Genomic DNA, 17460 nt, shown 5'->3' with positions numbered 1-17460 from the left:
TAGTTCGATTACGTGCTCGACGGCGTGTCGCGCGTGACGGGAGGTTCTGATGATGGTAGTGGACGCTGCTGCTGTTGCCGATCTGGCCGACCTCGACACGGCGGACCGGGTCGCGGAACTGCGGCGCCGCCTGGCCGCGATGCCGGGCGGGGGTCCGCCCGCGGCCGCGCGGTCGACCGCGCCCTCGGTCCCGCGCCCGTCGGCTCCCGCCGTGCCGCCGCGCTCGACGACCCCGCCCGCGGCCGCCGCGCATCCGGAGGGCCCCGGAGACGTCGCGCCCGTCGTCGCGGGTCCCGCCCCCGTGGCGTCCGCACCCACCGGCGTCGCCGCCTCCGCTCCCGTCGCCGGCCCGACCGCGGCGCCCGCCGCGGCCGTGTCCGGCGTGGCCGTGCCGGAGTCCGTGGCGCATCTGGTGCCGGGCGGGGTGTTGCCCGCGGGCCGTGTCACGGCGGTCTCCGGCAGCGCCACCCTACGGGTCGGCCTGTTGGCCGCGGCCACGGCGTCCGGTGCCCGGTGCGCGGTCGTGGGATGGCCCGAGCTCGGGGTGGCGGCCGTGGCGGAACAGGGCGGTCGGTTGGACTGTCTGGCGCTCGTGCCCGATCCCGGCCCGGATCCGGCGGCGGTCGTGTCTGTCCTGCTCGACGGGCTGGACCTGGTCCTGCTCGGCCCGGCGGTCGCGGCCGTCGCCCCGTCGCGGGCGCGGGTGCTCGCCGGCCGGGTGCGGGCCGCGGGCGCGGTGCTCCTGGTGGGCCCGGGTTGGCCCGGCGCGGAGCTGACGCTGGCGGGGCGGCACTGCCGCTACGGCGGTCTGGGGGCGGGCACGGGCCGGCTGGCCTCGGTCTCCACCGTGGTGCGCTGCTCCGGACGGGCCGCGCCCGCCCGGACCGCGGAATGGGTGGCGGCGGGATGAGCGCCCGGGTCATGGCGGTGTGGTGCCCGGACTGGCCGGCGGTCGCGGCGGCCCGGGCCGAGGGGCACGGTCTCCACCTGCCGTTGGCGGTGATCGGACCCCGCGGGGTGCTGGCGTGCAACGCCGTCGCCCGTGCGGTGGGGGTGCGTCGTGGGTTGCGTCGGCGCGAGGCCCAGTTCCGCTGTCCGGAGCTCGTGGTGGTCGCCGCGGACCCGGCGCGGGACGCCGTGTGGTTCGAGCCCGTGGTGCAGGCGCTCGACGCCGTCGTCCCGGGGATCGAGGTGCTGAGGCCCGGCCTGTTCGTGTTCTCCGCGGCCGGGGCGCTGCGTTTCCACGGCGGGGTCGAGCAGGTCGTCACCCGTGTGGTCGACGCGGTGGCCGCGGCGGGGGTGGAGTGCCAGGTGGGACTCGCCGACGAACTGCCCACGGCCGTGCTCGGCGCCCGTGGCTCGGCGCTGTTGGAGCCGGGTGGGGACGCCGACTACCTGGCGGGTCTGCCCGTGGAGGCGCTCGTGGTGGAACCCGCGCTGGGGGATCCCGAGATGCTGTCGGAGCTGGTCGGCCTCCTGCACCGCCTCGGCGTGCGGACGCTGGGCGATTTCGCGGCCCTCCCGCCGCGGGACGTGGCCACCCGTTTCGGTGAGGCCGGGTCGGTGGCGCACCGGATCGCCCGCGCGGTCCCGTGGCGCCCGCCGTCGGTGACCGCGGTGCCCACGGGCTCGGCGGTCGAGCACCGGTGCGATCCGCCCCTGGAGCGGGTCGACGAGGCGGCGTTCCTCGGCCGGCGGCTGGCGGGGGAACTACACGCCGTGCTCGCCGCGGCCGGGGTCTCGTGTCTGCGGCTGTCCATCACGGCCCGGGTCGAGGGGGGCACGGAGGTCAACCGGGTGTGGCGGTGCTCGTCGCCGCTCACCCCGGAGGGCACCGCCGACCGGCTGCGCTGGCAACTCGAGGGCTGGCTCACCGGCACCGCGATCGCCGGCGGGGTCGGGGGCGCGGTCACCGCCCTCGTCCTGGAACCGGTGGAGGTCGTCCCCGCCGGCCGCGTCCAGGAGGGGCTGTGGGGAGAGGCCGGGCTCGCGGAGGCCCGCGTCCACCGCGCGCTCGTTCGCGTCCAGGGACTGCTCGGACCCGAGGCCGTCCGGGTGCCGGTGGAGGTGGGTGGCCGCGGTCCTGCCGACCGGGTGCGCTGTCTGCCGTACGGGGACGCCCCGGCCGACCCCGTGGCCCGCGGCCCGTGGCCGGGTGCGCTGCCCGCGCCCTCGCCGTCGGTGGTGTGGCCCGGACCGGGCTACCGGCTCGAGATCCGCGAGAACGGTGACCCGGGGGCCGCCGTCGCGGCGCGGGTCCCGCTCGCCGGGGGAGTCGTGCTGCGCAGCGCGGAGGGGGCGGCCGTCGGGGTGAACCCACGCGGTCTGCTCAGCGCGCGACCCGCCGTCATCGAGGTGGGCGGTCGCCGCTGCGCGTTGCTCGGGTGGTCGCGGCCGTGGCCGATCGACGAGGCCTGGTGGGAGCCCACGCCCGACGGGGAACCCCGCCGGCCCCGGGCCCGCATGCAGGTCGTCCCCGAGCGTGCGGCCGCGTTGCTGCTCTGCGGCGTACTCGGGGACGGGTCGGAGAACTGGACGGTCGAGGGGGTCTACGAATGATGATCCGGTCGCTCACGCCCCGGTCGGCCGTGCCCGGCCCCGGGTCGCGATCAGCGCTCGACGTCCACCACCAGACGGGTCGGGTTCTGCAGGAGGAAGGCGGAGAAGGCGCGATCGGTGCCCTCGAGGCCGATCACCGCCTGCGCCTGTCCCTCGAACTGTCCCGCGAACGCCACGCCGGCCACCCCGGTGGCGTCGTCACCCGTCACGGTGCCCACCGGGACCTCCTCCATGTCGGTCTCGGTCGGCAGGATCTGGCCTCCGATCATCACCTGGAGAAACGAGTCGCCCGGTACCTCCACGGGAAAACCGCTGCCCTGCTGGGCGGGGGCGTCCACGTAGTCCACGGAGTAGCTCGGGACGCCGCGACCGTCGAGCTCGAAGACCACGCGGTCCTCACCCTGGTAGTCGCCCATCCGGATCTCGGACACGACCAGCTCGGCGCGCCCTGCGGCGGCATCCGGGGTCTCGCTCTTGGGGGCGGAGTCCGCCGGACCGGCCGTGGGGTCGGCGGCCTCGGTCTCCTCCGGGGACAGGTTCTGCGCCAGGGCGGCCGGCGAGGAGCCGGCGGTGGTCGTCTGGCTCGTGGCGGGGGCGTCGGTCGAGGTGTCGGTCCCGCACCCCGCCACTGCCAGGGACACGGCGGTGGTCAGTGCGGCGGCCGCGGCGAAGCGGCGGTGTCGGGTACGCATGGCCCCACCCTAAATCCCTCTCATCACTTTTGTCCCACAAGGTGGCTACAGTTACACCACTTCGCACGGTGGGGCACCATGGGGGCGTGTCAGTCATCGATCCCGCCCCAGTCCCCGCCTGGTGTTCGCTCCAGTCGGCCGACGAACCACCGGCCGGCACCGCTGCCCACGAGGAGTCGTGGGTGTTGCTCGAGGTCCCCGCGCGATGGGGTCGCGACATCTTCGACGGAGAGGCGCTGGGCGACGAGCTCTCCGAGCGCCTCAAGAAGCACGTATCCGACTGCGGGTCCCGCATGCTGTTCATCAGGCGACCCGGCCGCGAGGGCCAACGCATCGACCGGCACCGCTTCTATCTCTGTGACACGCGGCCCGGTCGGCGGAACATCAGGGTCGGCCGCGTCGACCGCCCCGCAGACATGCTCGACCTCGATCTCTCACCCGGCGGACACGTGGACGGCACCCGTGAGGTCGAGGGGCCCGTGGTCCTCGTCTGTACCCACGCCAAGCGCGATCAGTGCTGCGCCGTCCGGGGCCGACCGGTCGTGGCCGGACTCGAGTCCCGTCTCGGGGACCGTCTGTCCTCGCTCGATCAGGACTCCGCGGTGTGGGAGTGCTCCCACACCGGCGGACACCGCTTCGCCCCGGTCCTGCTGCTGCCCGGGACCGGGTACACCTACGGGCCCGCGGAGACCGATCTCGCGGTCCGCATCGTCGAGGCCGAACTGGACGGCCGGGTCGTCACCGAGCACCTGCGGGGGCGCAGCACGTGGCCGCCGGCCGGGCAGGTCGCGGAGGTCGCCGTCCGCGACTCCGGAGTGGAGGCGGGGATCGACGACCTCGTCGTCGACATCGACCCGGACGACCCGCACGTGGCCGTCGTCCAGCACACTGACGGCCGCGCCTGGCGCGTCGAGACCGGTACACGCCCGCTCCCGCCCCGCGCGCAGAGCTGCCGCAAGCCACCGGGCAAGGCCTCCGCATGGGTCGTGGAGTCCCTCACCCGGCTCTGACCGCACCCACCGGCACCGGGCGGGTGAGCCCCGGTGAACTGGTACCACGGGCCCAGGAGCTGGGGAGAGCTCGAACGGGTGCTGTCCGGGCGGCCGAACCCGCGCGGGCCGGAGAACCCCCATCCCGGCGACGGCAGCGACGCCCCCGCATGGTCGCGCACGCGGGGTGACTACACGCCCCCGCAGCGACCGCGCGTCCAGGGACGCGTGCCGTACGCGGAGCTGCACGCACACACGGCGTTCAGCTTCCTCGACGGTGCGTCCTCGCCCGAGGCGATGGCGGAGGCCGCGGCCGACCTGGGGCTCACGGCCCTCGCGATCACCGACCACGACGGCCTGTACGGGGTGGTGCGTTTCGCCGAGGCCGCCTCCGAGCTGGGCCTGGCTACGGTGTTCGGGGCGGAGCTGTCCCTGCCGGGTGGCGAGCACCTGCTCGTTCTCGCCAGGGGGCAGGAGGGGTACCGCCGGCTGTCCCGCGCGATCGCCCGCGCCCACCTGCGAGGCGGGGCCAAGGGCGAGCCGCGGTACGAGATCACGGAGCTCGCGGAGGCGGCCGGGGGCCACTGGTACGTGCTCACCGGGTGCCGACGCGGCCGCGTCCGTCGCGCGCTGGAACGCGGCGGCACCGGAGCCCCCGATTTCGACACCGAGGCGGCCGGTACGACCCTGGACCAGTTGGTCGAGCTGTTCGGGCGGGACAGGGTGGTCGTGGAACTCACCTGCCACGGGGTGCCCGAGGACACCGAGCGGTGCGACGCGCTGGCCGGACTCGCGGCCCGGGCGGGACTGCCCGTCGTGGCCACGACCGCCGCCCACTGCGCGGGGCCCGAGGACGCGCGGCTGGCCTCGGTCATGGCGGCCCTCGGCGCGCGTGACGCGCTCGAGACCCACGCCGCACACCTGCCCGCGGCGGGCGGCGCCCACCTGCGCTCGGGAGAGGAGATGGCCGACCTGTTCGACCGGTGGCCCGACGCCGTCGCCGGGGCCGACAGGCTGGGGCGGGAGTGCGCGTTCGACCTGAAACTCATCGCTCCGCAGCTGCCGCCGTTCGACGTCCCCGAGGGCCACACCGAGGACACCATTCTCGCCGAGCTCGCCTACGCCGGCGCCGCCCGTCGCTACGGCACCCGCGAGGAGATGCCGGAGGCGTACGCGCAGATCGACCGCGAGCTGAAGGTGATCGCCGAGCTGGGTTTTCCCGGGTACTTCCTCGTGGTCCACGACATCGTCGAGTTCTGCCGCCGCGAGGGCATCCTCTGCCAGGGCCGGGGCTCGGCCGCCAACTCGGCGGTCTGCTACTCCCTGGGCATCACCAACGTCGACCCGGTGCGCGCCCACCTCCTCTTCGAGCGGTTCCTGGCGCCCGAGCGCGACGGTCCGCCCGACATCGACGTGGACATCGAGTCCGGTCGTCGGGAGGAGGCCATCCAGTACGTCTACTCCCGGTACGGCCGGGACTACGCCGCCCAGGTGGCCAACGTCATCACCTACCGAGGACGCTCGGCGGTGCGGGACGTGGCCCGGGCGCTCGGGTACTCCCCGGGACAGCAGGACGCCTGGTCCAAGAGCGTCGACCGGTGGTCGGGGCTGAAGAACCACGAGCGGGAGGCCACCGAGCACACCGTCCCGCCCGACGTGCTCGCGCTGGCACGACAGCTCGTCGGCCTGCCCCGACACCTGGGCATCCACTCCGGCGGCATGGTGATCTGTGACCGCCCGGTGGCCGACGTGGTGCCCGTCGAATGGGCGCGGATGCCGGGCCGGACGGTGCTGCAGTGGGACAAGGACGACTGCGCGGCGGTCGGACTGGTCAAGTTCGACATGCTAGGTCTGGGCATGCTCACCGCACTCCACCACGCCATCGACCTGGCGGCCGAACACAAGGACCTCGACGTGGACCTGGCCAAGCTCGATCTCGCGGACCCACAGGTCTACGAGATGCTGTGCCGCGGCGACTCCGTGGGCGTGTTCCAGGTGGAGTCGCGTGCCCAGATGGCCACCCTGCCCCGGCTGCGACCGCGGACGTTCTACGACCTCGTGGTGGAAGTCGCCCTCATCCGCCCGGGCCCCATCCAGGGCGGTTCCGTCCACCCCTACATCCGCCGACGCAACGGGCGGGAGAAAGTGGAATTCGATCATCCCGCCCTGGAAGAGGTACTGGGACGGACGTTGGGGATCCCGCTGTTCCAGGAGCAGCTCATGCAGATCGCCACGGTGATCGCCGGCTTCACCGGCGCGGAGGCCGACCAGCTGCGCCGGGCGATGGGGGCCAAGCGGTCCCCGGAACGGATGGCGCGGCTGAAGGAGCGGTTCTTCGCGGGCATGCGCGAACTGCACGGTATCGGCACCAGTCCGCCGGGGACCCCGTACACCGGCCCGGAGGTGGGGGAGCGGATCTGGGAGAAGATGTGCGCCTTCGCCAACTACGGCTTCCCCGAGAGCCACTCCCAGTCCTTCGCCGCGATCGTCTACTACTCCGCGTGGTTCAAGTGTCACCACCCGGCGATCTTCTGCGCCGCCCTGCTGCGCAGCCAGCCCATGGGCTTCTACTCACCCCAGTCGCTGGTGGCCGACGCCCGCAGACACGGCGTCACCGTGCACCGGCCGTGCGTCAACCGCTCGCTCGGCGGCGCCACATGCGAGAACGACGGAACCGAGGTGCGCCTCGGCCTGGAGTCCGTGAGGGCGATCGGGGAGGATCTGGCCACCGCGATCGCCGACGAGCGCGACAGTCACGGCCCCTACACCTCCGCGGCCGACCTCGCCGGGCGCACCGGACTGTCCGTCCGGCAGATGGAGGCACTGGCCACCGCCGGTGCGCTCGACTCGCTCGGCACGGGTGGACGCCGCGCGGCCCTGTGGTCGGCGGCCACCGCGGCCCGTGAGAAGCCCGGCATGCTGCCCGGGCTCAGTCAGGTCGACGCCCCCGCACTCCCCGGGATGAGTCTCCTCGAACTGACCTCCGCGGACCTCGCCGCCACCGGCATCAGCCCGGAGGAGTACCCGACCGTCCACGCCCGGCCGTGGCTCGACTCCCAGGGGGTGTGCACCACCGCCGGGCTCGCGCACGTCCCCGACGGCAGCCGCATCCGGGTCGCCGGGGCGGTCACCCACCGACAGCGGCCCGCCACCGCGGAGGGCGTGACCTTCCTCAGCCTCGAGGACGAGACCGGTATGACCAATATCGTCTGCTCGGTCGGGCTGTGGGCGCGCTACCGGCCGATCGTCTCCTCGGCCCCGGCGCTCATCGTCCGCGGCACGGTGGAGAACCGCTCGGGCGCGGTCAGCGTGGTGGCGGACAAGATCGAACGGCTCCACCTGGGCATGGCCATCGGCCGCAGCAGGGACTTCCGGTGACACCCCGGGACGGCGTCAGAGGCGCCACGTCGAGGGGCGGCGTCAGAGACGTCGAGGGGCGGAGCCAGAGAGGCCACGCCGACGGACGGCGTCAGGCGGCCCGCGCCGAGGCGATCGCGCGGACGCTGGCGACCGCGCACACCACCCAGATGGCGATGAGCACCGCCACCGTCAGCAGGCTCGCCGCATGCCATCCGAGGTAATGAGCGCCCAGGCCGCAGGTCGACAACGGATAGGTCATCGCCCACCACCCCGGGGTGAACGGCATCCGGGCCAGGAACCCCCGCACCGTCGTCAGAACCGCGAACGCGCCAAGTCCCGCACCGGCGACCAGCACGGTGGCCCCGTACACCCGGGCCACACCCGCCAGTGCCGGACCCGAGAGCACCTGGGCCGCCGCCGTGGACTGTCCCACGATCCCCAGCGGAATCCACGTCGAGGTCGACAGCACCACCGGCACCGGCGTGCGGAACCACGCATGGTGGTACGCCATCACGATCACCGCGCCCCCCAGCGCCAGGGCCAGCACGAAGCAGAACACGCACGCCGCCGACAACAGGACCCTGGCGGCATCCGACTCGAACTGCCTGGCGATCACGCCACCCGCCGTCGCCGAGACCATGGGCGGCACCATCGGCAACGCCCACGTGGGGAGCGGATGGTCGGGTCGCGTGGCGAACAGCCACACCGCGAACCCCACCGCCGTGGCCAGGCCGAGCACCGTGCCCGCGGCCCACAACGCCACGTCCACACCGAAGGCGATCCACGACAGCATCGGCGCGTGGGCCTCCACCACGATGAACGTCGACGACCCCACCGCGAGCAGTCCCATCGAGACCATGCCCCACAGCGGGAGCATCGCCGCGTCACGCACAGAGGCCGTCCACATGTCCGGATCGCGCGCCACCGACCTGGCGAACCCCGCGCCCAGCCCGACCAAGAGCACCCAACCCGCGACGAGCATGACCACCGCTGCCGGGGAGAAGCCGGGCACCCGCACCGAGTGGATCTGCAGGAGCGTGGCCAGGCCACCGGTTCCCATCACCGCGCCGAACCACGCAGGCCCCGGGCCGGGAACAGCGGGCGCCGCAGGTCCTCGTCCTGCTCCGGGGGTCTCGGTCACCAGGACACTATGCCCCCGGCCGACCCCGCGCGAAGAACCGGGGGGAGGGCGCGGACCATGCACGGATACCGCGGCGGCAGGCTGGGCGAGGCCGTACCTTCGGGTCATGAGCGTCCCCTCCGCCGACCGTCATCCCGCCGCGGCACTCGACGACCTCCGCACCCGTCTCGACCACTCACACCTCATCACCGACCCCGACGTCCTGCAGAGCTACCGGCAGGACTGGGCCAAGGCCCCCGACCCCGGTATGCCCCTCGCCGTGGTGCGCGCACGCACCACCGAGGACGTCCAGGAGGTCATGCGCTGGGCGAGCACCCACTCCGTGCCGGCCGTCCCGCGCGGCGCGGGATCCGGGTTGTCCGGCGGCGCCACCGCCGTGGACGGCGGGATAGTCCTGTCCACGGAACTCATGCGCGACCTCCACGTCGACCCCGTCACCCGCACCGCCACCGTCCAGCCGGGGCTGTACAACGCCGAGGTCAAGCAGGCCGTCGCCGAGCACGGCCTCTGGTACCCGCCGGACCCGTCCTCCTACGAGATCTGCTCGATCGGCGGCAACATCGCGACCAACGCCGGCGGACTGTGCTGCGTGAAGTACGGCGTCACCACCGACTACGTCCTCGGGATGACTGTCGTCCTGGCCGACGGCACCGCCGTCCGACTCGGCGGACCGCGGCTCAAGGACACCGCCGGACTCAGCCTGACGAAGCTGTTCGTCGGCAGCGAGGGGACCCTGGGGATCGTCACCGAGACCATCCTGCGGCTCATCCCCGCCCAACCACCGCGGTCGACGGTGGTGGGGATCTTCCCCGACGTCGTGGCGTGCAGCGAGGCGGTCCTGGCCATCACCCGGCGGATCCGCCCCGCGATGCTCGAGTTCATGGACACCGTCAGCATCCGCGCCGTCGAGGCGGACCTGCGGATGGGTCTCGACACCGACGCCGGCGCCATGCTGCTCGCCCAGTCCGACCTGACCGGACCCGACCGCGCGGCCGAGACCGAGTTCATGGCCGAGGCCTTCCGCACCCACGGCGCCACCGAGGTCTTCGCCACCGACGACCCCGACGAGGGCGAACAGTTCACCATGGCGCGCCGGGCCGCGTTCACGAGCCTGGGCAAGGTCGGGACCCTGCTCCTCGAGGACGTCGGCGTGCCGCTGCCCTCGCTGCCCCGGCTCGTCGCGGGAATCGAGGAGATCTCCGCGCGTCGGGACGTCCCGATCGCCCTCGTCGCCCACGCCGGGGACGGCAACACCCACCCCATCATCGTCCTCACCGACGACGACCCGGACCGCGCCGAGCGGGCCCGTCTGGCGTTCGGCGAGGTGATGGACCTCGCGATCGGGATGGGCGGCACGATCACGGGCGAGCACGGCGTCGGACGACTCAAGGCACCCTGGCTGCCCGCGCAGCTGGGCGACGACGTCATGGACCTGACCCGGCGCATCAAGAACGCGCTCGACCCGCAGGGGATCCTCAACCCCGGCACGATGCTGTAGCGGCCGCTTCGGAACGGAATCAGGCCCGATCCCGGGGGATCTCCCCGATGCACGGTCGCGCCCGGACGACGAGCATCCCCCTCATGGCCACCGACCGACTCTGCCTGCTGCTCTACCGGTCCCTGCTGCTGACGACCGCGGCGGTGGCGCTCGGCCTGGGCGTCGCCGCCGGCCTCGAGGCGCCCAGCATCACACCCGAATACCAACTCACCGGCTACTGGCGCGCCTACGGGCTGCTCGTCTTCGCGGCCCTGTCCGCCTACCTCGGCGCGACCCCGCCCGGAGCGGCCGTGCTGTGGCTGGTCGTGATCTTCCACAAGGCGTCCATGACCATGACCGCCGTGCTCCTGCTCCGCCACGACGTGACCGGCGCGCCCGCCGCGGCCGCGATCGACGGGGCGATCGCCCTGGCCACGCTCCTCGCGCTCGGTCTGCGACGGCCCGCCGCGCGGGCGGCCCGACCTGATCGCCCGGCCACCGCCGCCCCCACCAGCACCCGACCTCCGGCCACCGTCCCCCACGCCGCCTGAGCGACCGCGGGGGAGCGGGGCGGACGCGGACCTCGTCGTCGTCGTCCCCCCGCCGCCCGGTGCGCCCGACGTCAGTCGTCGACGCGGACCCGCACCGCCGCGGCCACCGGCGTGCCCACCTGCACGACCCGGCCCGCCAGCGACACCGAGATGATCCCCAACTCGACCTGCCGGGAGACCACCTCCACGGGGGAATCGGGGCGCAGGCCGATCTCGGCGAGGTGGCGCAGGACGGCGTTGTCACGGTCGGAGACCCGCGTCACCACACCCGTAGAGCCCTCTTCGACGCGATCCAGCGGGGTGTCGCCGAGCGGGTCGAGGTGGCCGTCGCGGGTGGGGATGGGATCGCCGTGGGGATCGCGGCGCGGGTGGTCGAGGAACACGTCGAGGGCGTCGACGAACCGGTCCGAGACCACGTGCTCCAGCGCGTCGGCCTCGGCGTGCACCTCGTCCCACGGGTACTCCAGGCACCGGGAGAGGAAGGTCTCGATGATCCGGTGCCGCCGCACCATCGCCACCGCGAACGACCGACCCGCCTCCGTGAGCACCACCGGCGCGTACGGCCGGTGCTCGGCCAGGCCCATCGTGACCAGCTTGCGGACGCCCTCGCTCACGGAGGACGGTGACGCGCCGAGACGCTCCGCCAGCGCGCTCGAGGTCACCGGGTCGTCGCCGGCGCCGAGAGCGTGCACGGCCATGAGGTAGGCCTGGATCGTCGGGGTGAGGTCGGCGAGGGCTCTCGGCGGGTCGACGGTCATGTGGCCATCATCCCCGATCGTCGACCGCGGGCGCCCGCCACCGCCCGCGGGATCACCCCGCGCCGGGGCGCGAGCAGCTGCGCCACCGCGAAGATGACCGCCTGGGTGAGGACCACGACCGGACCGGGCGGGAGGTCGGCGTAGTAGCCGAGGTACAGGCCGGTGACACCGCCGATCAGGGCGACGACGACGGCGAGGATCATCGTCCCCCGCATCGTGTCCGCGACCAACTGGGCGGTCGCGCCCGGGATGATGAGCGTCGCCACGACCAGGATCACCCCCACGGACTGCACCCCGGCGACCGTCGCGGTGGCCAGCGTCGCCAGCAGCAGGGCGGTGAGCGCCCGGGTGCGCAGCCCCAGGGTGTGGGCGTGGAGCCGGTCGAACGCCAGCAGGATCAGGTCGCGCCGGAACGTCAGCAGCACGATCACCGTGAAGGCGGCCACGACGAGCACCTGCACGAGGTCGGAGTCGCGGACGCCGAGCACGGAACCGAACAGGATCGAGTGCAGGTCCTGCTGGGTGGGGAACCGGGCGATCAGCACGAGACCGAACGAGAACAGGGCCGTGAACACGATGCCCATCGCGGCGTCCGGCCGCACCGTCCCGCTCTCGCGGACCGCGCCGATCAGCCACACGGCGACGAGGGCGGCGACGAGGGCGCCGACCGCGAACGGGATGCCGGTCAGCGCCGCGATCACCACTCCCGGCAGGACCGCGTGCGACACGGCGTCGCCCATGAGCGACCACCCCATGTGGACCAGCCAGCAGCTCAGCAGTGCGCCGGCGACCCCGGAGGCCGTCACCACGAGCAGCGCGCGGCGCATGAACTCGTACGACATCGGTTCGGTGAGCAGTTCGATCACGAGACGGCCCGATCGGTGACAGGGGACGCGGCGGCGCCCCGGGCGGAGTCGGCGGCCCCGGGGAGGCGGGCCCCGAGCAGGGTCGACAGGACATGCGGCGTCGTGGTCTCGGCGACCGGGCCGTGGGCGACCAGGCGGCCGTTGAGCAGGGCCACCGAATCGGCTAGCCGCTCGACCGTGCCCAGGTGGTGGGTGGAGACCAGCGCGGTGCGGCCGCCGGCGGTGAGCTCGCGCAGGACGTCGATGTAGACCTCCTCGCTGCCGGCGTCCATCCCGTTGAACGGCTCGTCGAGCAGGAGCAGGTCGGCTTCCTGGGCCAGGCAGCGCGCCAACATGACCCGGCGACGCTGGCCGCCCGAGAGCTCGCCGATGCGACGCGCCGCGAGCCCGGACAGGCCCACCCTCTCGAGGGCGTCCGCCACGGCGGCGCGGTCCCGTCCCGACGGCCGACGCCACGGCCCGGTGAAGTGCCGACGGCCCTGCATGACGACCTCGGCTGCCGTGACGGGGAAATGCTCGTCGATGCCGTCGGCCTGCGGCACCGCCGCGACTCGTCCGCTGCGCAGCGCGCCGCGGACGGACGTGCCGAGGAGGCGGACGGAGCCCGCCGTGGGGGTGACCAGGCCGAGCAGTGCCTGCAGGAGGGTCGACTTACCGGAGCCGTTGGGGCCGAGCAGGACGGTGATCTCGCCCCTCGGCGCGGACAGCGACACCGCGTCGAGGGCCCGGACCTGTCCCCGGTCGACGGTGAGATCGGAGACGACGACGGCGGCAGGGCCGGCGTCCGGGGAGAAGGGCAGTGGCCGATCGGTCATGAGGTCAGCTCCCGGGTGATCGTCTCGAGGTCGTGGTCGAGGAGGTCGAGATAGGTGGGCACGGGCCCGGTGGGGCCGGAGAGCGAGTCGACGTACAGCAGGCCCGCCAGGCGGCTGCCGGTCTCGGCGGCGACCTGCTCCATGGCGGCGTCGGAGACCGTCGACTCGCAGAACACGGCGGGGATCTCCCGCTCGCGGATCCGGTCGATCAACGCGGTGACCTGCCGGGGCAGGCCCTGGTTCTCGCTGTTGACCGGCCACAGGTACAGCTCTTCCAGCCCGAGGTCGCGGGCCAGGTAGGAGAAGGCGCCCTCGCAGGTGACGAGCACGCGACGGTCCTCGGGCACCGACGCCACCGCCTCGCGGGCGCGGACCGCCATCGCCTGCAGGTCGGCGACGTAGCCCTCGGCGCGGGCGCGGTACTCCGTCGCACCGTCCGGATCGAGGTCGGCGAGGGCGCCGGCGATCGCGCGGACGTAGCGTGCGCCCTCGACCGGCGACATCCACGCGTGGGGATTGGGCCGGCCGGTGTAGTTGCCCGCACGGATGGGCAGGGGCTCGATTCCGTCCGTGGTGACGAGGTGGGCGGCGTCGGTCCCGTCGATGAACCGCAGGAGCCAGTCGTCCATCCCCAGCCCGTTGCTCACCACGAGGTCCGCGCCTTCGACCCGCTTGAGGTCCTCGACGGTCGGCTCGTACTGATGTACGTCGGCGCCCGGCGTGGTGACCGACTCGACCACCACGCGGTCGCCGCCGACGCGCCCGACCATGTCGGCCAGGATCGTGAACGTCGTGGCCACCACCACCCGGCCCCCTGACGCGTCGGACCTCTGGCGGTCGTCGACGTCCGCCGGGCCGGTGGCGCCGACCGCGCACCCGGACAACAGCGCGAGCGCAGTGGTGAGCGCTGTGGCGCGCGCTGCGGCGGCTGCTCGACGGGGGGCGGCGCTACGGGTGGCAGCGCCTCTGAGTTTCGGCATACCGAAACTTTAAATCAATCGGCGGGAAAATCCATACCGCCCTGGTAGTCCTGCTGGCGCCACGCCTCGTAGACCGCCACCGCGGCGGCGTTGGACAGGTTCATCGACCTCCGCCCGGGCAGCATCGGGATCCGCACCCGCGCCGTCACGCGCGGATCGGCGAGGACGTCCTCGGCCAGGCCGGTGGGTTCGGGGCCGAAGAGCAGGACGTCACCGGGGGCGAACCGCACTTGCGGCAGCGCGAGGTCGGCCCGGGCGGAGAACGCCCACACCCGCGCCGGCAGGAGCCGGGAGTACGCCGACTCGAGGTCCTCGTGGACCTCGACGTGCGCGAGGTCGTGATAGTCCAGCCCGGCCCGCCGCAGGTGCGGCTCCGACAGGTCGAAGCCCAGCGGGCCCGCCAGGTGCAGCTCGCACCCCGCGCCGGCGGCCATGCGGATCGCGTTGCCGGTGTTGGGTGGGATACACGGACGGTCGAACAGCACGCGCACACCCACACCGGTCATGGGGGCCATTCTCGCAGCGCCCCGACGACGGCCGCGCCCGGGAGTGGGATACTGGTGCGCGTGACCGCGATCAAGCTGGACGGCAAGCTCACCCGCGACGAGATCGTCGCCGACCTCACCCGGCGCGTGTCCGCGCTGCGGGAGAAGGGGATCACCCCGGGGCTCGGCACGGTTCTGGTGGGGGACGACCCCGGCAGCCACTCCTACGTCAAGATGAAGCACCGTGACTGTGAGCAGGTCGGCATCGCCTCCATCCGACGCGATCTGCCCGCCGACACCAGCCAGGCCGAACTCGAGGCCGTGATCGACGAGCTCAACGATGATCCCGCGTGCACCGGGTACATCGTGCAGCTGCCGCTGCCCGGGCATCTCGACGAGAACGCGATCCTCGAGCGCATCGACCCGGCCAAGGACGCCGACGGACTCCACCCCGTCAACCTCGGCAAGCTCGTGCTGGGCGAGCCCGCCCCGCTGCCGTGCACCCCCAACGGGTGCATCCACCTGCTGCGCCGGTTCGGGGTGGAGCTCGACGGCGCACACGTCGTGGTGGTCGGCCGCGGCGTCACCGTCGGTCGCCCGATCGGTCTCATGCTCACGCGGCGCAGCGAGAACTCCACCGTGACCCTGTGTCACACCGGCACGCGCGACCTGGCGGCGGAGACCCGGCGCGCTGACGTCATCGTCGCCGCCGCGGGCGTGGCTCACATGCTCACCCCGGACATGGTCAAACCCGGCGCCGCGGTGCTGGACGTGGGGGTCTCCCGCCTCGACGGCAAGCTGGCCGGTGACGTGCACCCGGACGTGTGGGAGGTCGCCGGGGCGATCTCGCCCAACCCGGGCGGCGTCGGCCCGCTCACCCGCGCGTTCCTGCTGAGCAACGTGGTCGAGCGCTGCGAGCGGCTCGACGCCGACACCTGACGGCTCCCGTGACACACCCCGCTCCCGACCGCGCCCGGCACCGGGCCACCGACGCCCGGCCCCGCCGGACGCGCCCCGCGCGCCTGACGTGGGCGCAGGTGCGTGCGCAGTGGCCGCTCGCGCTCGTGCTGGCCGGGGTCGTGGTGGCGCTGGGCTTCGTCGTCCTCGAGCGCTGGCGGAGGGGCGCGTTCCTGCTGGGGCTGGTCGCCCTGGCGGCGGCGACCCTCCGTGCCGTGGTCCCGGACGAGCGCGCGCGACTGCTCGGGGTTCGCGGCAAGGGGTTCGACGTCGCGTTCTACGTCGGGATCGGGGCCGTCATCCTGTGGCTGGCCACGTCCGTCGACTCGCTCGGTACCGGCTGATTCTCCCGGTCGTGCACGGCGGGGTGCTGTACCCGGCCGGGCCGCTCTGCTAGCTCGGCGGCTGCGCCTGCCGAAGGCGCTCGGCCACCCCTGCGGAAGGCGCTCGGCCGCCCCCAACGGAAGGCGCTCGCTCGCCCCGCTGACGTCGACGCCGCCTATCAAGTCGAGCGCCACCTATCGAATCGCACGCCACCTATCCGGCTACGCGCCACCTATGGGGTCCCGCAGGCGGCGCGTAGTCGGATAGGTGGCGCGCGCTCTGGAGGGGCGCCGGGCGGTTTCTGCCCTGCGGCCGGCCCGCTGGGCGACCGCGATCACGCAGCAGCGTTCGCGATCACGCAGCGGCTGCGAAGAGCACACGCTTGATCCGCGCAGCCAGCACATGAGGCTCGAGCACATCGCGCCACCGCCAATGGAGGACCCGGTAACCGAGGGCCATCAGTTCGGCGTCGCGGTCCTTCTCCATGCCCAAGCGGTGCCGGGTCTCACCGGGGCTCAGTCCGTCGAAGTACTTGCCGAAGCCGTCGCACTCTCCGATCACGCCGTACTCCCGCCACAGGAAGTCCACACGGGCGACTCGAACGCCGCCGGGGGTGTAGATCTCGACCTGGGGCTCGGGCTCCGGCAGGCCGAAGTCGTGGAAGGTCAGCCGGCTGAGGCTCTCTGCCACGCTCTCGCTTCTCCCGTCGACGAGGCTCAGTGCATGTCGTGCACGTCTGATCCCGCGACGGCCAGCGGATGCGCGCAAAGACTCGTCGAGCTCGTCCCTGGTCACGATCTCCCCGAACAACGCCGCGTCGGCGACCGCCACGGCAGCGTCTCTGGGTGTCGAGATCGCGATGTCCGCGACTGTCCGTGCCGGGGTGGTGACCCGCAATCCGTTGACCGTCATCACTTCATCGGAGAGGCCGGGCGCGGTGCGGAAGGTCGTCAGGCTGGTCGTGCGGGAGCGCGGCGTCGGGCCGTCCTCGCACACCGCGACCCTGCGCAGCGGAAGACCCCACTCCGGAAGCCCGTGGATGAGAGCCGCGGATGAGTGGGAGAAGACCGGCGCGTCGAGTGCGGCGTCCGCGGCAAGAATCGACAAGAAGTGGCGCTCGCGCCTTCCGAGGTCACGCGCTCGCCTTTTGACGTAGAACCCGGGCCTGAGTCGGATCAGGTCGCCGGACCCCATCGCGCGGCTGATGCTCTGACTCGACATTCCGCGGGCGAGAAGCTGATCGGAGGTGACCAGCAGGGAGTTCAGGTGGTCTGGTGTGTTCACGGTCCCGATCATCTGGGCCGGGACTCCGGGAAATCGGTTCAGCACCGCCTGACGCGGCCTGCCTGTGGAGAACGCCGGGCCTGCGGATGGACGAGTACGAGCGCTTGAGATTCCGGGCTGAGCAGCGCACATCGTGCCGCGCGCGGGTCATGGATGGACGATCGCGCCCGCCGGAACCTCATTGCAGCGCATGTCACCTATCGGGATGCGCGCCGCCTAGGA

The 17460-nt window shown here is 73.1% G+C and carries 16 protein-coding genes; 8 read left to right on the top strand and 8 right to left on the bottom strand.

The features are described from left to right. The first annotated feature begins 49 nt into the window (after positions 1-49). Positions 50-910, top strand: a complete 861-nt coding sequence (imuA', locus tag DCI01S_RS10025) for a DnaE2-dependent mutagenesis accessory factor ImuA' (RefSeq protein ID WP_243699697.1) — start codon at positions 50-52, stop codon at positions 908-910. Further along, positions 907-2559, top strand: coding sequence for a DNA polymerase Y family protein (locus tag DCI01S_RS10020; RefSeq protein ID WP_061229104.1), 1653 nt, complete (start codon positions 907-909; stop codon positions 2557-2559). Before imuA' ends, DCI01S_RS10020 begins: the two co-directional genes overlap by 4 nt. A 50-nt stretch (positions 2560-2609) precedes the next feature. Here the strand turns inward: DCI01S_RS10020 and DCI01S_RS10015 are convergent, their stop codons facing one another. Beyond that, positions 2610-3251, bottom strand: a complete 642-nt coding sequence (locus DCI01S_RS10015; RefSeq protein WP_061229079.1) for an AMIN-like domain-containing (lipo)protein — start codon at positions 3249-3251, stop codon at positions 2610-2612. A gap of 86 nt (positions 3252-3337) precedes the next feature. Between DCI01S_RS10015 and DCI01S_RS10010 the strand changes: the two genes are divergently transcribed. Then, entirely contained in the window at positions 3338-4261 is a 924-nt protein-coding gene (locus DCI01S_RS10010) for a ferredoxin family protein (protein WP_082767732.1), read from the top strand. Between the two features lie 33 nt (positions 4262-4294). After that, positions 4295-7618 (top strand): error-prone DNA polymerase, encoded by a 3324-nt coding sequence (locus DCI01S_RS10005; RefSeq protein WP_174521549.1) that lies wholly within the window; start codon positions 4295-4297, stop codon positions 7616-7618. A 91-nt stretch (positions 7619-7709) separates the two neighbouring features. Here DCI01S_RS10005 and DCI01S_RS10000 read toward each other — a convergent pair whose 3' ends face one another. Beyond that, a complete protein-coding gene (locus tag DCI01S_RS10000; protein ID WP_061229077.1) occupies positions 7710-8741 on the bottom strand; it encodes an SLAC1 family transporter in 1032 nt (343 codons plus the stop codon). A gap of 106 nt (positions 8742-8847) precedes the next feature. Between DCI01S_RS10000 and DCI01S_RS09995 the strand changes: the two genes are divergently transcribed. Both DCI01S_RS09995 and DCI01S_RS09990 read left to right on the top strand, forming a co-directional pair. Continuing rightward, positions 8848-10239 carry an FAD-binding oxidoreductase gene (locus DCI01S_RS09995; protein WP_061229076.1) on the top strand — a complete coding sequence of 464 codons (1392 nt, stop codon included), beginning with the start codon at positions 8848-8850 and terminating at the stop codon, positions 10237-10239. Positions 10240-10322: 83 nt separating this feature from the next. Next, entirely contained in the window at positions 10323-10769 is a 447-nt protein-coding gene (locus DCI01S_RS09990) for a hypothetical protein (RefSeq protein WP_061229075.1), read from the top strand. 71 nt (positions 10770-10840) lie between these two features. Here the strand turns inward: DCI01S_RS09990 and DCI01S_RS09985 are convergent, their stop codons facing one another. From DCI01S_RS09985 to DCI01S_RS09965, 5 genes are read right to left on the bottom strand one after another with little or no spacing between them, the layout of a single operon-like run. Next, positions 10841-11527, bottom strand: coding sequence for a metal-dependent transcriptional regulator (locus tag DCI01S_RS09985; protein ID WP_061229074.1), 687 nt, complete (start codon positions 11525-11527; stop codon positions 10841-10843). Further along, positions 11524-12393, bottom strand: coding sequence for a metal ABC transporter permease (locus DCI01S_RS09980; protein ID WP_061229073.1), 870 nt, complete (start codon positions 12391-12393; stop codon positions 11524-11526). Before DCI01S_RS09980 ends, DCI01S_RS09985 begins: the two co-directional genes overlap by 4 nt. Next, positions 12390-13208, bottom strand: coding sequence for a metal ABC transporter ATP-binding protein (locus DCI01S_RS09975; RefSeq protein ID WP_061229072.1), 819 nt, complete (start codon positions 13206-13208; stop codon positions 12390-12392). Before DCI01S_RS09975 ends, DCI01S_RS09980 begins: the two co-directional genes overlap by 4 nt. Then, positions 13205-14188, bottom strand: coding sequence for a metal ABC transporter substrate-binding protein (locus tag DCI01S_RS09970; protein WP_438356736.1), 984 nt, complete (start codon positions 14186-14188; stop codon positions 13205-13207). The genes DCI01S_RS09975 and DCI01S_RS09970 overlap by 4 nt, the downstream gene beginning before the upstream one ends. A gap of 14 nt (positions 14189-14202) precedes the next feature. After that, positions 14203-14694, bottom strand: coding sequence for a tRNA (cytidine(34)-2'-O)-methyltransferase (locus DCI01S_RS09965; protein WP_007628191.1), 492 nt, complete (start codon positions 14692-14694; stop codon positions 14203-14205). Positions 14695-14754: 60 nt separating this feature from the next. Between DCI01S_RS09965 and DCI01S_RS09960 the strand changes: the two genes are divergently transcribed. Both DCI01S_RS09960 and DCI01S_RS09955 read left to right on the top strand, forming a co-directional pair. Next, the gene (locus DCI01S_RS09960) at positions 14755-15612 is read left to right on the top strand and encodes a bifunctional methylenetetrahydrofolate dehydrogenase/methenyltetrahydrofolate cyclohydrolase (protein ID WP_061229101.1); all 858 of its coding nucleotides are present in this window, start codon (positions 14755-14757) and stop codon (positions 15610-15612) included. A gap of 8 nt (positions 15613-15620) precedes the next feature. Further along, positions 15621-15974 (top strand): DUF3017 domain-containing protein, encoded by a 354-nt coding sequence (locus tag DCI01S_RS09955; protein WP_174521548.1) that lies wholly within the window; start codon positions 15621-15623, stop codon positions 15972-15974. A 334-nt stretch (positions 15975-16308) separates the two neighbouring features. Here the strand turns inward: DCI01S_RS09955 and DCI01S_RS09950 are convergent, their stop codons facing one another. Then, positions 16309-17238, bottom strand: a complete 930-nt coding sequence (locus DCI01S_RS09950; RefSeq protein WP_244881698.1) for a type IV toxin-antitoxin system AbiEi family antitoxin domain-containing protein — start codon at positions 17236-17238, stop codon at positions 16309-16311. Between the last annotated feature and the right edge of the window lie 222 nt (positions 17239-17460).

Origin of the sequence: Dietzia cinnamea NBRC 102147, from assembly GCF_001571065.1 — a bacterium.
In the GTDB taxonomy this organism is placed as follows: Bacteria; Actinomycetota; Actinomycetes; order Mycobacteriales; family Mycobacteriaceae; genus Dietzia; species Dietzia cinnamea.
The sequence above is the reverse complement of the archived record's forward strand: the minus strand, read 5'-3'. Positions and strand labels throughout refer to the sequence as shown.

What these genes read in the sequence shown, in the direction of transcription:
- DCI01S_RS09985 (WP_061229074.1), bottom strand. Translation starts at nt 11,527, where the DNA reads ATGACCGTCGACCCGCCGAGAGCCCTCGCCGACCTCACCCCGACGATC.
- DCI01S_RS10020 (WP_061229104.1), top strand. Translation starts at nt 907, where the DNA reads ATGAGCGCCCGGGTCATGGCGGTGTGGTGCCCGGACTGGCCGGCGGTC.
- DCI01S_RS09990 (WP_061229075.1), top strand. Translation starts at nt 10,323, where the DNA reads ATGGCCACCGACCGACTCTGCCTGCTGCTCTACCGGTCCCTGCTGCTG.
- DCI01S_RS09975 (WP_061229072.1), bottom strand. Translation starts at nt 13,208, where the DNA reads ATGACCGATCGGCCACTGCCCTTCTCCCCGGACGCCGGCCCTGCCGCC.
- DCI01S_RS09970 (WP_438356736.1), bottom strand. Translation starts at nt 14,188, where the DNA reads ATGCCGAAACTCAGAGGCGCTGCCACCCGTAGCGCCGCCCCCCGTCGA.
- DCI01S_RS09995 (WP_061229076.1), top strand. Translation starts at nt 8,848, where the DNA reads ATGAGCGTCCCCTCCGCCGACCGTCATCCCGCCGCGGCACTCGACGAC.
- DCI01S_RS09965 (WP_007628191.1), bottom strand. Translation starts at nt 14,694, where the DNA reads ATGACCGGTGTGGGTGTGCGCGTGCTGTTCGACCGTCCGTGTATCCCA.
- DCI01S_RS10015 (WP_061229079.1), bottom strand. Translation starts at nt 3,251, where the DNA reads ATGCGTACCCGACACCGCCGCTTCGCCGCGGCCGCCGCACTGACCACC.
- imuA' (WP_243699697.1), top strand. Translation starts at nt 50, where the DNA reads ATGATGGTAGTGGACGCTGCTGCTGTTGCCGATCTGGCCGACCTCGAC.